This is a genomic window from Micromonospora sp. NPDC050417 (assembly GCF_044458865.1).
Classification (GTDB): Bacteria; Actinomycetota; Actinomycetes; order Mycobacteriales; family Micromonosporaceae; genus Micromonospora_G.
In genome coordinates this window covers 15,461-30,032 of sequence record NZ_JBITIH010000003.1, presented here as the reverse complement: position 1 = coordinate 30,032, position 14,572 = coordinate 15,461, and the positions used below count along the sequence as shown (strand labels likewise).

Sequence of the window (14,572 nt, the reverse complement as noted above, 5' to 3'; positions counted from 1 at the left end):
GAAGTCCGGCGTCGGCGTTCTTGGGCGACGCCGGACTTCTTCCATCCATGGCCCGAGCCAACCGGGGGTTACCGGGGGGCACGAACCAGATTCGGGGGGTCAGCTCAGCTGACGGCCTCGATCTTGGTCAGGTTGACGACCTGGAACAGGTCCATCTCCACGTTCTTGACCTTGTTCGAGTAGCCGAAGTTGTTCTGACCGAAGCGCAGCGGGATGACCGGCATGTCGTTCGCCAGAATGTCCTCGGCTGCCTGGTACTTCTTGATCGCTTCCTCCGGGGTGGCCGCGGCCGACCCTTCCTTGACCAGCGCGTCGAACTGCGGGTTGCTGTAGCCGTAGTAGTTCGACGAACCGTTGGTGGAGTACAGCGGGCCGAGGTAGTCCTCCATGGACGGGTAGTCCATGACCCAGCCGAGGCGGAACATGCCGACCGGAGTCTTCTTCTCGACCTTGTCCAGCAGGTCGGCGAACTTCGGCTCGGCAACGCCCACGCAGTCCACGCCCAGGTTGGTCTTGAGCTGGTTGCAGGTGGCGTCCACCCAGTCCTTGTGCCCACCGTCGCCGTTGTACGAGATCTCGATCTTCGACGGGCCGCCCGCGGCGGTGTAGTCCGCCTTGGCCTTGGTCGGGTTGAACTCGCAGGCGGCGCCGCAGGTGTTGTCCCGGTAACCGGCCACGACCGGCGAGACGAACGAGCGGGCGGACTGCTGCGAGTCCTTGAAGACCGACTTGATGATCTCGTCGCGGTCGATCGCCATCGAGATCGCCTTGCGAACCTCGGGCTTGCTGAAGTTCGGGTCGAACGTCGGGAACGCGACGAACTGGAACGACGACATCGGGCTCTGCTGGAAGCGGTCGCCGAGGTCGGTCGTCACGCTGGTCAGGTTCTCGGTCGGGATCGTCGGGAGGACGTCCAGGTTGTCCGAGATGACGTCCGCGTACGCGGCGGTCAGCTGCTGGTAGATCCGGAACTCGACGCCGGCCACCTTCGGCTTCTCACCGGCGAACGCGTCGTACTTCTCGACCTCGATCTTGGCGTCGTGCTGCCAGGTGCCCTTCATCTTGAAGGGGCCATCGCCGATGATGGCGTCCTCGAAGCCGTCCTTGATCACTCCGGGGGAGGAGAAGGCGGCGTTCGGCAGCGGGTAGAACGCGTTGTACCCGAGCATCGCCTTGAAGTCGGTGTACGGCGCCGAGAGGGTGACGGTGAAGGTCAGGTCGTCGACCTTCTTCAGCCCGGTCAGCGTGTTCGCCTTCGGGGTCGGGGCCTTCTGCGGGCCGTCGCCGTCCGGGTCGGTCGACTGAAGGTCGTCGTAGCCGGCGATCTTCTCGAAGAAGTACGCGGCGCCCTGGCCGTTCGGGGCATAGGCACCGTAGTTCCAGGCGTTGATGTAGCTGTCGGCCGTGACCTTCTCGCCGTTGTGGAAGGTGTAGCCGTCCTTGAGCTTGATCGTCCACAGGGTGTTGTCCGTGGACGTGACGGACTCGGCCTGCTCTTCGACCGGCTTGTTCTGAGCGTCGTACGTCACGAGCGGGGTGAACAGGCCAGCGAGGACCTGGTTACCGGCCGTCTCGGTGGTGTTGGTCGGGATCAGGTGCTGCGGTTCGCCGATCTGGATCGACACCGTAGCGTTGGGGTTGCTGTCCCCGGAACCGCCATCGTCGCCGCTGCCACAGGCCGCGAGGCCCAGGGTTGCGACGAGCGGAACGGCGGCCCAGGCAGCGAGCCTACGGACCTGCATTGAGCCTCCTCATCTCCTCACGCTGGGCAGTCGTGCCTCGGGTACGAGTCACTCTGCGCAACGCTCGGCAAAGGTAGGCCGAGGCAGCACCCTAGTCCAAACCAGTAGATTACGACTGAATAACGGGTCGCGGAGAGTCTCCTTGCGGTGTAAGGCGACTCCTGGTAAAGAGGGCTCCGTGCCAGCCGGGGGATCGCTCGTAATATTTCAACATATGCAGGCCCAAACTCCGCAATCGGCGCCTGTCTTGGTGTGGGGGGCGCCACCTGGGGTTTGTCCGTCTTGTGCCTGGTCGCACTCTCGTGCTGTGCACAACTCCACACCTCGTTACCGGGCGTGACGAATAACACGGTTACGGAAAGTTACATCATCTTGGATTCTGAACTGCCTCCCGGAAAAGACCTGCTACCTCCCGGCACAGAGACGTCCCCGGTCTGGGAAGGGGACATCCGGTGCGCCGAGCCGGGGGAGCCGTGTGCGGGCAGCCGGGTGTGCCCGAAGCCGACCGCCCCGCCGTGAGACGATCAGGTACGTGACGGCGACCCTCTTGGACGGCAAAGCGACCGCGGCAGAGATCAAGGACGAGCTACGGGTGCGGGTGAAGGCCCTCGCCGAGCGGGGCATCGTCCCCGGCCTCGGCACCGTGCTCGTGGGTGCGGATCCTGGCTCGCAGGCGTACGTCAACGGCAAGCACCGCGACTGCTCCGAGGTCGGCATCGCCTCGATCCGACGTGAACTCCCGGCCGACGCCACCCAGGAACAGGTGGACGCGGTGATCGCGGAACTCAACGCGGACCCGGCCTGCCACGGCTACATCGTCCAGCTACCGCTGCCCCGGCACCTCGACACGCAGCGGGTGCTTGAGCTGATCGACCCGGAGAAGGACGCGGACGGGCTGCATCCGGTGAACCTCGGCCGGCTGGTGCTGGGCTACGACGGACCGCTGCCCTGCACCCCGCGTGGCATTGTCGAGCTGCTGCGCCGGCACGATGTGCCGCTGCGCGGCGCCGAGGTCGCGGTGGTCGGCCGTGGCAACACGGTGGGACGTCCGCTCGGCCTGCTGCTCACCCGTCGCAGCGAGAACGCGACCGTGACGCTCTGCCACACCGGCACCCTCGACCTCGCCAAGCACACCCGCAACGCCGACATCGTGATCGTGGCGGCCGGCGTACCGGGGCTGCTCACCGCGGACATGGTCCGGCCGGGGGCGACCGTTGTCGACGTCGGCATCACCCGCGTGATCGGACCGGACGGCAAGGGGCGCTACACCGGGGACATCGCGGCCGAGGTGGCCGAGGTGGCCGGTGCCATGGTGCCGATGCCCGGCGGCGTCGGGCCGATGACCCGCGCCATGCTGCTCACCAACGTGGTCGAGCGGGCTGAACTCGGCTGACCCGGGTACCCGGTACCGCGATGCCCGGCGGCCAGCCACACCCGGCCGTCCGGGCCGCTGTCTGACCGGTCGAACAGGGATGACAAGACCGGTCAACCAGGGATGATCTGGCAATTCAGCCCCTGGCCGGACCGGTGGTCCGTTGGCTGATACGGTCCGGAAAAGAACCCGTCGGTAACAGAGAGTGGGACGACCATGGGCAAAAAGGTCACCGTCGTCGGCGCCGGCTTCTACGGCTCAACGACCGCGCAGCGCCTGGCTGAGTACGACGTCTTCGACACGGTCGTGATCACCGACATCATCGAAGGCAAGCCCGAGGGGCTCGCGCTGGACATCAACCAGTCGCGGCCGATCGAGGGCTTCGAGACCAAGGTGGTCGGCGTGACCACCGGGCCGAACGGCGAGGGCTACGAGGCCATCGAGGGCTCGGACGTGGTGGTCATCACCGCCGGCCTGCCGCGCAAGCCGGGCATGAGCCGGATGGACCTGCTCGCCACGAACGCCAAGATCGTCCGCGTGGTGTCGGAGAACGTCGCGAAGTACGCCCCGAACGCGGTGGTCATCGTCGTCTCCAACCCGCTCGACGAGATGACCGCGATGGCTCAGCTCGCGACCCAGTTCCCCAAGTCTCGGGTCCTCGGCCAGGCCGGCATGCTGGACACCGCCCGGTTCACCACGTTCGTCGCCGAGGAACTCGGCGTACCGGTGGCCTCGGTGAAGACCCTCACCCTCGGCTCGCACGGCGACACCATGGTGCCGGTGCCGTCGCGCAGCACGGTGGACGGCAAGCCGCTGCGCGAGGTGCTGCCGGATGCCAAGATCGAGGAGCTGGTGGTCCGGACCCGCAACGGCGGCGCCGAGGTGGTCGCGCTGCTGAAGACCGGTTCGGCGTACTACGCCCCGTCCGCCGCAGCCGCCAAGATGGCGAAGGCCGTCGCGACCGACTCGGGCGAGATCATGCCGGTCTGCGCCTGGGTCGACGGTGACTACGGCATCTCCGGCGTCTACCTGGGCGTCGAGGCAGAGCTCGGTGCGGAGGGCGTGCGCCGGGTCGTCACCACCGACCTCGACGCGGACGAGCTGGCCAGCCTCAAGGAGGCGGCCGAGGCGGTCCGCGCCAAGCAGGGCGACATCGCCAGCCTCTGATCCAACTCTCGTGGGTGGTGTCCGGCCGTGCCGGGCGCCACCCACGCTGCTGTCCGCCCGACCCCGGTGAATGGCTGGGAACCGGTACGTGACGGGCCGGGCGTACGACATCCGGCGAATCCAGTACGCTCGTACTGCTTGAGCATGTGTCCCCCGAGAGGAGCGCCCGGCCGATGGCGAAGATCAAGGTGACCAACCCGGTCGTCGAGCTCGACGGCGACGAGATGACCCGGATCATCTGGAAGCAGATCCGGGAGCAGCTGATCCTGCCCTACCTCGACGTCGACCTGCACTACTACGACCTGTCGATCCAGTACCGCGACGAGACCGACGACCAGGTGACCGTCGACGCCGCCAACGCCATCAAGACCCACGGCGTCGGCGTGAAGTGCGCGACCATCACCCCGGACGAGGCCCGGGTCGAGGAGTTCGGCCTCAAGAAGATGTGGCGTTCGCCGAACGGCACCATCCGCAACATCCTCGGCGGCGTGGTCTTCCGCGAGCCGATCATCATGTCCAACGTGCCGCGCCTGGTGCCGGGCTGGACCAAGCCGATCATCATCGGCCGGCACGCCCACGGTGACCAGTACAAGGCCACCGACTTCGTGGTCCCCGGACCGGGCACGGTGACCATCACCTACACCCCGGCCGACGGCAGCGCGCCGGTCGAGATGGAGGTCGCCAACTTCCCCGGCGGCGGCATCGCGATGGGCATGTACAACTTCGACGAGTCGATCCGTGACTTCGCCCGCGCCTCGCTCCGGTACGGCCTGGATCGGAACTACCCGGTCTACCTGTCGACCAAGAACACGATCCTGAAGGCGTACGACGGCCGGTTCAAGGACATCTTCGCCGAGGTGTTCGAGACCGAGTTCAAGGCCGAGTTCGATGCCGCCGGCATCACCTACGAGCACCGGCTGATCGACGACATGGTCGCCGCCGCGCTGAAGTGGGAGGGCGGCTTCGTCTGGGCCGCCAAGAACTACGACGGTGACGTGCAGTCCGACACCGTCGCGCAGGGCTTCGGCTCGCTGGGCCTGATGACCTCGGTGCTGATGACCCCGGACGGCCGTACGGTCGAGGCCGAGGCGGCGCACGGCACGGTCACCCGGCACTACCGGCAGTGGCAGAAGGGCGAGAAGACCTCGACGAACCCGATCGCGTCGATCTTCGCCTGGACCCGGGGCCTGGCCCACCGGGGCAAGCTCGACGGCACCCCGGCGGTCACCGAGTTCGCCGAGAAGCTGGAGCAGGTCTGCGTGGAGACGGTCGAGGGCGGTCAGATGACCAAGGACCTCGCGCTGCTCATCTCGCGGGACGCGCCGTGGCTGAGCACGGACGAGTTCATGGCCGCGCTCGACGAGAACCTGGCCAAGAAGCTCGGCGCCTGAGCCGAGAACGCCTCGGTCGAGGACGCCCGGGTCGAGAACACCTGGGTCGAGAACGGCTGAAGTCGAGAACGGCTGAAAGAGCCCGCCGGTGGGTGCCGGCGGGCTCTTCGCGTACCCAGGGGTCGGTGGTCGTGGCGTCCGGGCGGTGCCATATCGACGTACCGCAAGATCGATTGTGGTGGGCCGTTACCGGCCTCGGGCCGTCCTCGTTGACCAGGGTGGACGTGATGCCAGTCGCGTCCAGGAAGACCAGTCGCTCGCGGTCGCCACAGGCGCTGTTCGGGCCGTCTTCCCGGCTGTTGCGCACAGCCAGCCGTCCCTTCCTGCGGGGGGCCCTGTCCCGGGCCCCCCGCACCCTTTCCTCCACAAAACTGCCGACGTGTCGCCGGCCCGCCGTGCGGGGTTACCGCTACCGGCCGGCCTGACGCAGCCGCTCGGCCGCCTGCTCCGGGCGGATGTCGTTGATGAACGCGCCCATCGCCGACTCCGAACCGGCCAGGTACTTCAACTTGTCCGCCGCCCGCCGGATGCTGAAAAGCTGAAGGTGCAGGTGGCTCACGTCGCGGCCCTCGTGCACCGGCGCCTGCTGCCAGGCCGAGATGTACGGCATCGGCATGTCGAAGAGCCGGTCGAACCGGGCCAGTACGTCCAGGTAGAGCGGCCCGAAGGCGGCCCGCTCCGCGTCGTCGAGAGCGGGGATGTCCGGCACCGCCCGGTGCGGGGCGATGTGCACCTCGAACGGCCAGCGTGCGGCGGCCGGCACGTACGCCGTCCAGTGCTCGTTCGACACCACCACCCGATCCCCGGCGGCCCGCTCAGCGGCGAGTACGTCGGCGTACAGGTTGCGCCCACCGGTCCGCTCGGCGTGCCTGCGGGCCGCACCGAGCAGTGCCCGGGTCCGGGGCGGCAGGAACGGGTACGCGTAGATCTGGCCGTGCGGGTGCTGGAGGGTGACGCCGATCTCCACCCCCCGGTTCTCGAACGGGAAGACCTGTTCGACTCCGGGGAGTTGGCCCAGGGCGGTGGTCCGGTCGGCGAGCGCGTCGACGACGGTGCGGACCCGTTCTGGCGACAGGCTGGCGAAGGAGGCGTTGTGGTCGGAGGTGAAGCAGACCACCTCGCACCGCCCGACGCCCGGCCGGGTGGGGGTGAACGGGGTCAGCTCTCCGGCCGGCTCGCCCTCCCGGTAGCTCAGCGACGGGAACCGGTTCTCGAAGACCGCCACGTCGTAGTCGTGCGCCGGGATCTCGCTGAAGTGGGTCTCGGTGGAGGCGCAGAGCGGGCAGTCGGCGGTGCTGGGCATGAAGATCCGGGTCTGCCGGTGCGCCGCGACGGCCACCCACTCGTCGACCAGCGGGTCGTAGCGCAGTTGCGAGGCGGGCGGCGGGGGGGGCAGGTCGCGTCGGTCCGGCTCGTTCCGGTCCGCGTCCTCGCGCTCGTCGAAGTAGATCAGCTCACGCCCGTCGGCCAATTTGATCTCAGTACGCCTCATGCCACGATCACCAGTTCCGTTACGTGTTCCCGGATCGTCGCCCGGGTTGGTTCGGGCAGACCTTCGTCGGTCACCACGGTGTGTGCCGCGCCCAGTTCCGCCATCGAGGAAATTCCGACCGTGCCCCACTTGGTGTGGTCGGCGAGCACCACCAGGCGCTCCGCCGCCGCGATCAGGGCCCGGTTTGTCTCCGCCTCCATCAGGTTCGGCGTGCTGTAGCCGGCCCGGAGGCTCATTCCGTGCACGCCGAGGAAGACCAGGTCGAGGTGGAGGGTGCGGATCGCACCGACCGCGACCGGTCCGACCAGCGCGTCCGACGGGGTGCGTATCCCGCCGGTGAGGATCACCGTCTGGTCCGGCCGTCCGGCCCGGTGGAACACCTCGGCGACCGGGATCGAGTTGGTTACCACGGTCAGGCCGGCGGTGTCGACCAGCCGGTGGGCCAGGGCGGCGGTGGTGGTGCCGGCGGAGAGGGCCACCGCCATGCCGGGCAGGACCAGGTGTGCGGCGCGGGCGGCGATGGCCGCCTTCTCGGAGAGCTGGCGGGCCGACTTGGCCGCGAAGCCTGGTTCGTCGGTGGAGCCGGTCTCGGCGACGGTCGCGCCGCCGTGCACCTTGGCCAGCAACCCCCGCTCGGCCAGGAGATCCAGATCGCGCCGGATGGTCATGTCGGAGACGCCGAACTCGCCGGCCAGGTCGCTCACCCGGATTCCGCCGGTGAGTCGCACCCGGTCCACGATCGCCGCCTGCCGCTGCTGGGCGAGCATCGACCGATCCCTGCCCGCGTCGCCGCCAGCCATCGCGCCCCCAACTAAGTCGCACGCAATCCAACAGATATGAACATTAGCGCGCGTCGACCGCTGTTGCCTCCCGGGGTGCCAGCGGAGCAACACCGGCAATCCGCCGAAACGTCGCAGACGTATCAGGACGTCCTGAGGGACGCCGATCAGACACCTGAAATTCCTGCTAGATGCCGGCCCCGCAGGGCAGACATAGACAGCCCTCCTCCCTATGGTCACTAGCCATCAGCACGTCTTGAACGGAGGTCTGGTCGTGAACGAAGCGCTGCGGGTGGCGATGGCGGAGCAAGGGCTGAGCTGCGAAGCGCTGGCCGAGAAGGTCGGCGTCGACGTGAAGACGGTGGGACGCTGGCTCTCGCCGGGGCGGATTCCGCACGGCCGGCACCGCATCGCGGCGGCCCGGGTCCTCCGACGGGAGATCGTCGACCTCTGGCCGGACCCGGGGCGGCGGCGGGACGTGCCGTGGTTCCGGCCGTGGCGCGAGGCGGAAGCCGCGGCGGACTCACTCCGGTGGTTCGAACCCAGCGTCATCCCGGGCCTGCTCCAGACCGAGGCGTACGCCCGCGCGGTGCTGGCCAGCGGCCCGATCGCCGCCGAGGACGTGGTGCGGTTCGTCAAGGTGCGACTGGAACGGCAGAAGGCGGTGTTCGACCGCCCCCGGCCGCCGCTCGCCGTCTTTGTCATCGACGAGGCGGCGCTGCGCCGGGGTGACCCCGAGCTGATGAACGAACAGCTCGACCACCTGGTCGAGATGGCGAGTCGGCCGAACGTGTTCGTGCACGTCATCCCGTTCAGCGCCGGACTCTACGCCGGGCAGGCCGGACCGTTCGTCATCGCCAGCATCGAGGGCTCCCGCGACGTGTCATACCTGGACAACCAGCTCGCCGGCCAGCTCGCGGTCGACACCAGGGAGCTGGCCGAGCTGTTGCGGGTCTGGGATGCTGTCCGTGGGCACGCGCTGCCCCGGGACCAATCGATCGAGTTGATGAAGGCCAGGCCATGGATGAAGCGATGATCAGCCCGCGTTGGCGCACCAGCACCCGCAGCAGCTCGAACGGCGGCGCGTGCGTCGAGGTCGCCGACAACCTGCCCGGCCGCGTGCTGGTCCGGGACACCAAGGACCGCGACGGCGGCACACTCAGCTTCGGCCCGGACGCCTGGCACGCCTTCGTGGAGCTGGCCAAGCGCCACTGACCCTGTCGTAGGTCACGCCCGTACCGTCACGCCCCCGTACCGTCCCACCAGACGGCACGGGGGCGTTGCCGTCTGCCGTGCCTCACCCGACGCAGGTCAGGCTGGTTGGAGGCGGGGCTCCAGCCAGCCGGTGTCGATCAGGTGCGCCAACACCGACTGGACCGCCTCCTCGACCGTCGACTGGCTCGTGTCCAGCACCAGGTCAGCGTCGGTCGGCTCCTCGTATGGGTCGTCGATCCCGGTCATCCCGACGATCTGACCCGCGCGGGCCCGCGCGTACAGGCCCTTACGGTCCCGCTGCTCGCAGACCTCCAGCGGAGTCGCCACGTGGACCAGCAGGAACCCGGCACCCGCCGCCTGGGCCATCTGCCGGGCCGTCGCCCGTGCCTGGGCGTACGGCGCGATCGGGCAGCAGAGCGCCAGGCCGCGATGCCGCGCCACCTCCGCCGCCACCCAACCGATCCGGCGTACGTTCAGATCCCGGTCGGCCTTGCTGAAACCGAGCCCGGCGGAAAGCTCCCGGCGCACCACGTCCCCGTCGAGCAGGGTGACCGTCCGGTCCCCGCTCTCCCGGAGCACGTCCGCCAGCCCACGCGCGACGGTCGACTTGCCGGAACCGGACAGACCGGTGAAGAAGACCACCACCCCCCGGTGCCGACGCGGCGGCCGGGCCCGCGCCAGTTCCCGGGCGACCGCCGGGGGAGTGTGCCACTCGGGCAGCGGGAAGCCCCGGTCCAGCAGGTCGTCGATCTCCTCCGGGCGCAGCGCCAGCCGCCGGTTGCGCGGCGGGATGTCGTCGCGCCACCGCCACTGCCCGTCCCGGTTGTCGTAGGCCAACTCGCGCGGGACCAGCACCCGCAGACCGGGGCCGGAGAGCATCTCGCCGGTGGAGAGGAGATGCGTCACGCCGTACGCGGCGGCGACCCGGGCACGCAGCAACGCGTCCCGGATCTCGTCCCCCCGCCCAGCCATCGGAATAGCGACCAGGGTCGCCGGGGGCATCCGGTCACGGGCCGCGAAGACGCTGCGGACCAGCACCTCCGGCGGCAGCCCGTCCGGGTTCGCCTCGGTGACCGGGATCAGGATGAGCAGGTGCGCGGCGAGAGTCCGGGCCGCGTGCGCGATCTGCGCCAACTGCGGGCGGTGCAACGGCCGGTCGGTGATCACACCGAGCACCCGGCCGGGCGGCAGCAGCTCGCGAACCTCGGCGGGAGAGCGGCGCAGCCGCTGGAACGGCCCGTGCCCGCCGTCGCCGAGCGGGCGTACCGAGCCGCCGACGCCGTACATCCCGTCCCGGGTGGGCCAGAGGTCGGTCACCTCCAGCAGCGCCACCGGGGCGTCCTCCAGGTCGGTGAGGACCAGGGCACGCTGCAACGGGTTGGCGAGATCCAGCCCATCGGCCACCCGCGCCGGCACGGTGAGGGTGACCGGAACCGGCCACGGGGTGCCGTCGACGAGCCGGCCCCGGCGGGCCAGCGCGGCCAGGTCGGCCCGGCCCAGGAAGCCGCTCAGCGGCGCGTACGCCCCACTGAGCAGCAATTCGAGATCGGCCAGTTCGTGCGGGCGCGGCGTGTACGCCGGCGCGTCCCGCAGCACCTCATCGGGTAGCACCCAACCGTTGCTCATCGCACCCCCAACTGCCCGACCGGCACACAGTTTCTCAGTCGACCGTCGATCGGTCGAGAGTGCCACCCCTCTCGACCGCGTCGAGTGATCGACAAGTCGGCGGCGGGCGGCGTTCCGGCCGGTCTCGGGACGTCCCCTAGTGGCCCGGACAGTGGTATCCCAGGGAAGGTCCAGGGTGTTCCGGGAACCCCGACGCACGTGTTCGGGCCTACGCTGAGCCGCGTGACACTGATCGCGACCCAGTCGCTGACCAAGACGTACGGCAACGGGGTGAGAGCCCTGGCCGATCTCACCGTGACGGTCGAGCCGGGCATCATCGGTCTGGTCGGCGCCAACGGTGCCGGCAAGTCGACCTTCATCAAGATCCTGCTCGGTCTGCTCGCGCCGACCGCCGGTCAGGTCCAGGTGCTCGGCCTCGACCCCACCGTGGAGAGCCACGCGATCCGGGCCCGGGTCGGCTACATGCCCGAACACGACTCGCTCCCGCCCGACCTGTCGGCGGCCGAGTTCGTCACCCACCTGGGACGGATCAGCGGCCTGCCGCGCACGGTCGCCCGCGAGCGGGCCTCGGAGGCGCTGCGCCACGTCGGCCTCTACGAGGAGCGCTACCGGCAGATCGGCGGCTACTCCACCGGCATGAAGCAGCGGGTGAAGCTCGCCCAGGCGCTGGTGCACGACCCCGACCTGCTGCTGCTGGACGAACCCACCAACGGTCTCGACCCGGCCGGTCGGGACGCGATGCTCAGCCTGGTCCACCGGATCGGGACCGAGTTCGGCATCTCCGTGCTGGTCTGCTCCCACCTGCTCGGCGAGGTCGAGCGGATCTGCGACTCGCTGGTCGCGATCGACGGTGGGCACCTGCTCCGCTCGGACAACATCACCGCGATGACCACGGCGATCGACGTACTCGCGGTCGAGGTGAGCGAGGGGACCGAACTGCTCGCCGCCCGGCTCGCCGAACTCGACCTGCCGGTCCGCCACGAGGACCGGATGCTCCTGGTCCGGCTCGACGACGACCGCACGTACGACCTGATCCTGACCGCGGTCGCCGAACTGGACCTGCCGCTGCACCGGCTCGACCAGCGCCGGCACCGCGTCTCCGAGCTCTTCGCCACCCGGGAGACGACCAATGCCCACGCCTGAACCGAGAACCGCCCCCGGCGGGGTCATCCACGACATCGGCTACCAGCGGTACGAAGGGCCACGGCTCGGCCGGCGGCACATCTTCGGCGCGCTCTACCTGCACAGCCTCCGTACCGCCTTCGGGCTGGGGCGCAGCGCCAAAGCGAAGATCTTCCCGCTGCTCATCATGAGCGTCATCGGGATGGTCGCCGTGGTGCTCACCGCGATCCGGGTCCAGACCGGGCAGGCCCCGGTCAGCTACGCGCAGTTCCCGGAGACGCTCACCATCCTGATCGTCTTCTTCTGCGCGGCGGTCTCCCCGGAACTGGTCAGCCGGGACCTCCAGAACGGTGTGCTGCCGCTCTACTTCGCCCGGCCGCTGGAGCGCACGGACTACGCGCTCGCCAAACTGGGCGCGTTGGTCACCGCGACCTTCCTGCTGCTGGCCGTACCGCTCACGGTGATGTTCGCCGGGGCCGCCTTCTCCGCCGCCAACCTCTCCGGCGTGTGGGACGAGTTCGGCGACTACCTGCCCGCACTGCTCTACTCGGGGCTGCACGCGGTGGTCTTCTCCTCGGTGGCGGTGCTGGTCGCCTCCCTGGTCAAGCGTCGGGCGGTGGCCGCCGCGGCGGTGGTCGCGGCCTTCCTGGTGACCACCCCGGTGCAGGGCGTGCTGCTGGTGCTGCCGTACCAGACCACCTCCGAACTCTCCGGCCTGGTCAACCCGGCCAGTCTGGTCGCCGGGGTCGGCGACTGGCTCTTCGAGAAGTCGAACGTGCTCGGCATCGGCGGATTCGGCCCGATCTACGGGCTGGTCACCGTCGCCCTGGTCGCCGGCTGTGTCGCCCTGCTCTTCGCCCGCTACCGGAAGGTTGCCCGCTCATGACCAACGTGGAGCTGAGCGGGGTCTCCCGCTGGTACGGCAACGTGGTCGCCGTCAACGACGTCAGCATGACCCTCGGTGCCGGGGTGACCGGCCTGCTCGGCCCGAACGGGGCCGGCAAGACCACCCTGCTGCACATGATGGCCGGCTTCCTCGCCCCGTCACGCGGAGTGGTCACCCTCGGCGGCGAGCCAACCTGGCGCAACCCCGGGGTGTACCGGCGGTTGGGACTGGTCAGCGAGCGCGAGGCGGTGCACAGCTTCCTCACCGCGTACGAGTTCGTGCTCGCCAGCGCCCGGCTGCACCGCCTGCCGGACCCGGAGGCGGCGGCCCGCCGGGCGATCGAGCTGGTCGAGATGACCGACGCCCAGGATCGGAAGATCGGTACCTACTCGAAGGGGATGCGGCAACGTACCCGGGTCGCGGCGGCGCTGGTGCACTCGCCGGAGGTGCTGCTGCTGGACGAGCCGTTCAACGGAATGGACCCGCGCCAGCGGATGCACATGATGCGACTGCTGCACTCGCTCGGCGCCGACGGGCACACCATCCTGTTCAGCTCGCACATCCTGGAGGAGGTCGAGGAGGTCTCCGGCACCGTGCAGGTGATCGTCTCCGGTCGGCTGGCCGCCTCCGGCGACTTCCGGACGATCCGGCGGCTGATGACCAACCGCCCGCACGTCTTCACCGTCCAGTCCAGCGACGACCGCCGGCTCGCGGTCGAGCTGATCGGCCAGCCCTCGGTCACCGGCGTCGAGCTGGACAAGGACGGGCTGACCGTACGTGCCGGTGACTACGGCAGTTTCACCCGCGCGCTGCCCAAGATCGCGCTCGGGTCGGGCATCCGGGTCCGCCGGCTGCTCCCCTCGGACGAATCCCTGGAGAGTGTCTTCTCCTACCTGGTGGAGGCCTGACATGTCGACGATCTCCTGGATCACCACCCGGGGCCTCTTCGGCCGCCGTCGATTCCTGCTGCTGGTGCCCCTGCCGATGCTGCTGGTGCTGCTGGCCGGCTTCTCCCGAGGACTGGGCGCCGACGTCCACGAGTGGGCCCCGGTGGTGCTGGTCGGACTCGGCCTCGCCGTCGTACTGCCGGTGATCTCCCTGATCGTCGGGACCGGTGTGCTCGGCAGCGAGATCGACGACGGCACGATCGTGCACATCCTCACCAAGCCGCTGCCCCGCTGGCAGATCGTGCTGCCGAAGCTCGCCGTCGCGGCCGGGGTGAGCGCGCTGACCGTCGCGATCCCGCTCTACGTCGTCGGAGTGCTCGCCGACTCCGTACGCCTGGGGTTGGCCCTGGCGGCAGCGAGCGCGGTCGGCGCGCTGGCGTACTCGGCGGTGTTCCTGGCGCTGAGCCTGGTCACCCGACGTCCGGTCCTGCTCGGCCTGGTCTACGTGCTGATCTGGGAGGGGCTGCTGGGCAACTTCGTCGGCGGCACCCGGAACGTGTCGATCCAGCAGTACGTGATCACCCTGGCCGACCGGATCGCCCCCACCGACCTGCTGAACAGTCAGGTCTCCCTGCCGGTCTCGATCATCATGAGCGTCGTCTTCACGGTCGGCTGCACGCTCCTCGCCATCGACCGCCTCCGCTCCTTCAGCGTCGCCGGCGAAACCAGCTAGGTGTAAGGAGGGGGGGGGGGGGGGGGGGGGGGGGGGGGGGGGGGGCGCGGCGCGCGGGCGGGGGGGGGGGGGGGGGGGGGGGGGGGGGGGGGGGGGGGGGGGGGGGGCGCGGGGGGGGGGGGGGGGGGGGGGGGGGGGGGGGGGGGGGGGGGGGGGGGGT

13 protein-coding genes are annotated in these 14,572 nt (G+C 69.6%); 9 read left to right on the top strand and 4 right to left on the bottom strand.

Annotation, left to right across the window (positions count from 1 at the left end; translation table 11 throughout):
• Positions 1-104: 104 nt before the first annotated feature.
• Complete coding sequence (locus ACIBF5_RS05290) at positions 105-1,742, bottom strand: ABC transporter substrate-binding protein (RefSeq protein ID WP_396808352.1); 1,638 nt, start codon at positions 1,740-1,742, stop codon at positions 105-107.
• Between the two features lie 532 nt (positions 1,743-2,274).
• Between ACIBF5_RS05290 and ACIBF5_RS05285 the strand changes: the two genes are divergently transcribed.
• From ACIBF5_RS05285 to ACIBF5_RS05275, 3 genes are all read left to right on the top strand, one after another.
• Positions 2,275-3,135: a bifunctional methylenetetrahydrofolate dehydrogenase/methenyltetrahydrofolate cyclohydrolase gene (locus ACIBF5_RS05285; RefSeq protein ID WP_396808350.1), complete on the top strand. Its 861-nt coding sequence runs from the start codon at positions 2,275-2,277 to the stop codon at positions 3,133-3,135.
• 195 nt (positions 3,136-3,330) lie between these two features.
• Entirely contained in the window at positions 3,331-4,281 is a 951-nt protein-coding gene (gene mdh, locus ACIBF5_RS05280) for a malate dehydrogenase (RefSeq protein ID WP_396808348.1), read from the top strand.
• Positions 4,282-4,454: 173 nt separating this feature from the next.
• Complete coding sequence (locus ACIBF5_RS05275) at positions 4,455-5,672, top strand: NADP-dependent isocitrate dehydrogenase (RefSeq protein WP_396808346.1); 1,218 nt, start codon at positions 4,455-4,457, stop codon at positions 5,670-5,672.
• Between the two features lie 409 nt (positions 5,673-6,081).
• Here ACIBF5_RS05275 and galT read toward each other — a convergent pair whose 3' ends face one another.
• Together galT and ACIBF5_RS05265 are read right to left on the bottom strand one after the other, a co-directional pair.
• Positions 6,082-7,164, bottom strand: a complete 1,083-nt coding sequence (gene galT / locus ACIBF5_RS05270; protein WP_396808344.1) for a galactose-1-phosphate uridylyltransferase — start codon at positions 7,162-7,164, stop codon at positions 6,082-6,084.
• On the bottom strand, positions 7,161-7,931 hold the full coding sequence (locus ACIBF5_RS05265) for a DeoR/GlpR family DNA-binding transcription regulator (RefSeq protein WP_396808342.1): 771 nt from the start codon (positions 7,929-7,931) through the stop codon (positions 7,161-7,163). Before ACIBF5_RS05265 ends, galT begins: the two co-directional genes overlap by 4 nt.
• A 286-nt stretch (positions 7,932-8,217) precedes the next feature.
• On the opposite strand from ACIBF5_RS05265, the gene ACIBF5_RS05260 reads away from it, so the two are divergent.
• Positions 8,218-8,979, top strand: a complete 762-nt coding sequence (locus tag ACIBF5_RS05260; protein WP_396808340.1) for a Scr1 family TA system antitoxin-like transcriptional regulator — start codon at positions 8,218-8,220, stop codon at positions 8,977-8,979.
• A complete protein-coding gene (locus ACIBF5_RS05255; RefSeq protein ID WP_396808339.1) occupies positions 8,976-9,158 on the top strand; it encodes a DUF397 domain-containing protein in 183 nt (60 codons plus the stop codon). The genes ACIBF5_RS05260 and ACIBF5_RS05255 overlap by 4 nt, the downstream gene beginning before the upstream one ends.
• Positions 9,159-9,254: 96 nt before the next feature.
• Here ACIBF5_RS05255 and cysC read toward each other — a convergent pair whose 3' ends face one another.
• Positions 9,255-10,784, bottom strand: coding sequence for an adenylyl-sulfate kinase (gene cysC / locus ACIBF5_RS05250; RefSeq protein ID WP_396808337.1), 1,530 nt, complete (start codon positions 10,782-10,784; stop codon positions 9,255-9,257).
• 222 nt (positions 10,785-11,006) lie between these two features.
• Between cysC and ACIBF5_RS05245 the strand changes: the two genes are divergently transcribed.
• Genes ACIBF5_RS05245 through ACIBF5_RS05230 form a run of 4 tightly spaced genes read left to right on the top strand, consistent with a single transcriptional unit; the run spans position 11,007 to position 14,412 of the window.
• The gene (locus ACIBF5_RS05245) at positions 11,007-11,927 is read left to right on the top strand and encodes an ABC transporter ATP-binding protein (RefSeq protein WP_396808335.1); all 921 of its coding nucleotides are present in this window, start codon (positions 11,007-11,009) and stop codon (positions 11,925-11,927) included.
• On the top strand, positions 11,914-12,792 hold the full coding sequence (locus ACIBF5_RS05240; RefSeq protein ID WP_396808333.1) for an ABC transporter permease subunit: 879 nt from the start codon (positions 11,914-11,916) through the stop codon (positions 12,790-12,792). Before ACIBF5_RS05245 ends, ACIBF5_RS05240 begins: the two co-directional genes overlap by 14 nt.
• A complete protein-coding gene (locus ACIBF5_RS05235) occupies positions 12,789-13,700 on the top strand; it encodes an ABC transporter ATP-binding protein (RefSeq protein WP_396808331.1) in 912 nt (303 codons plus the stop codon). Before ACIBF5_RS05240 ends, ACIBF5_RS05235 begins: the two co-directional genes overlap by 4 nt.
• Position 13,701: 1 nt before the next feature.
• A complete protein-coding gene (locus ACIBF5_RS05230) occupies positions 13,702-14,412 on the top strand; it encodes an ABC transporter permease subunit (protein WP_396808329.1) in 711 nt (236 codons plus the stop codon).
• The last annotated feature ends 160 nt before the right edge of the window (positions 14,413-14,572 follow it).

Bases quoted from the DNA above. Each gene is read 5' to 3' on its own strand.
- ACIBF5_RS05290 (WP_396808352.1), bottom strand. From the start codon at position 1,742: ATGCAGGTCCGTAGGCTCGCTGCCTGGGCCGCCGTTCCGCTCGTCGCA.
- mdh (WP_396808348.1), top strand. From the start codon at position 3,331: ATGGGCAAAAAGGTCACCGTCGTCGGCGCCGGCTTCTACGGCTCAACG.
- ACIBF5_RS05275 (WP_396808346.1), top strand. From the start codon at position 4,455: ATGGCGAAGATCAAGGTGACCAACCCGGTCGTCGAGCTCGACGGCGAC.
- galT (WP_396808344.1), bottom strand. From the start codon at position 7,164: ATGAGGCGTACTGAGATCAAATTGGCCGACGGGCGTGAGCTGATCTAC.
- ACIBF5_RS05265 (WP_396808342.1), bottom strand. From the start codon at position 7,931: ATGCTCGCCCAGCAGCGGCAGGCGGCGATCGTGGACCGGGTGCGACTC.
- ACIBF5_RS05255 (WP_396808339.1), top strand. From the start codon at position 8,976: ATGATCAGCCCGCGTTGGCGCACCAGCACCCGCAGCAGCTCGAACGGC.
- cysC (WP_396808337.1), bottom strand. From the start codon at position 10,784: ATGAGCAACGGTTGGGTGCTACCCGATGAGGTGCTGCGGGACGCGCCG.
- ACIBF5_RS05240 (WP_396808333.1), top strand. From the start codon at position 11,914: ATGCCCACGCCTGAACCGAGAACCGCCCCCGGCGGGGTCATCCACGAC.
- ACIBF5_RS05235 (WP_396808331.1), top strand. From the start codon at position 12,789: ATGACCAACGTGGAGCTGAGCGGGGTCTCCCGCTGGTACGGCAACGTG.
- ACIBF5_RS05230 (WP_396808329.1), top strand. From the start codon at position 13,702: ATGTCGACGATCTCCTGGATCACCACCCGGGGCCTCTTCGGCCGCCGT.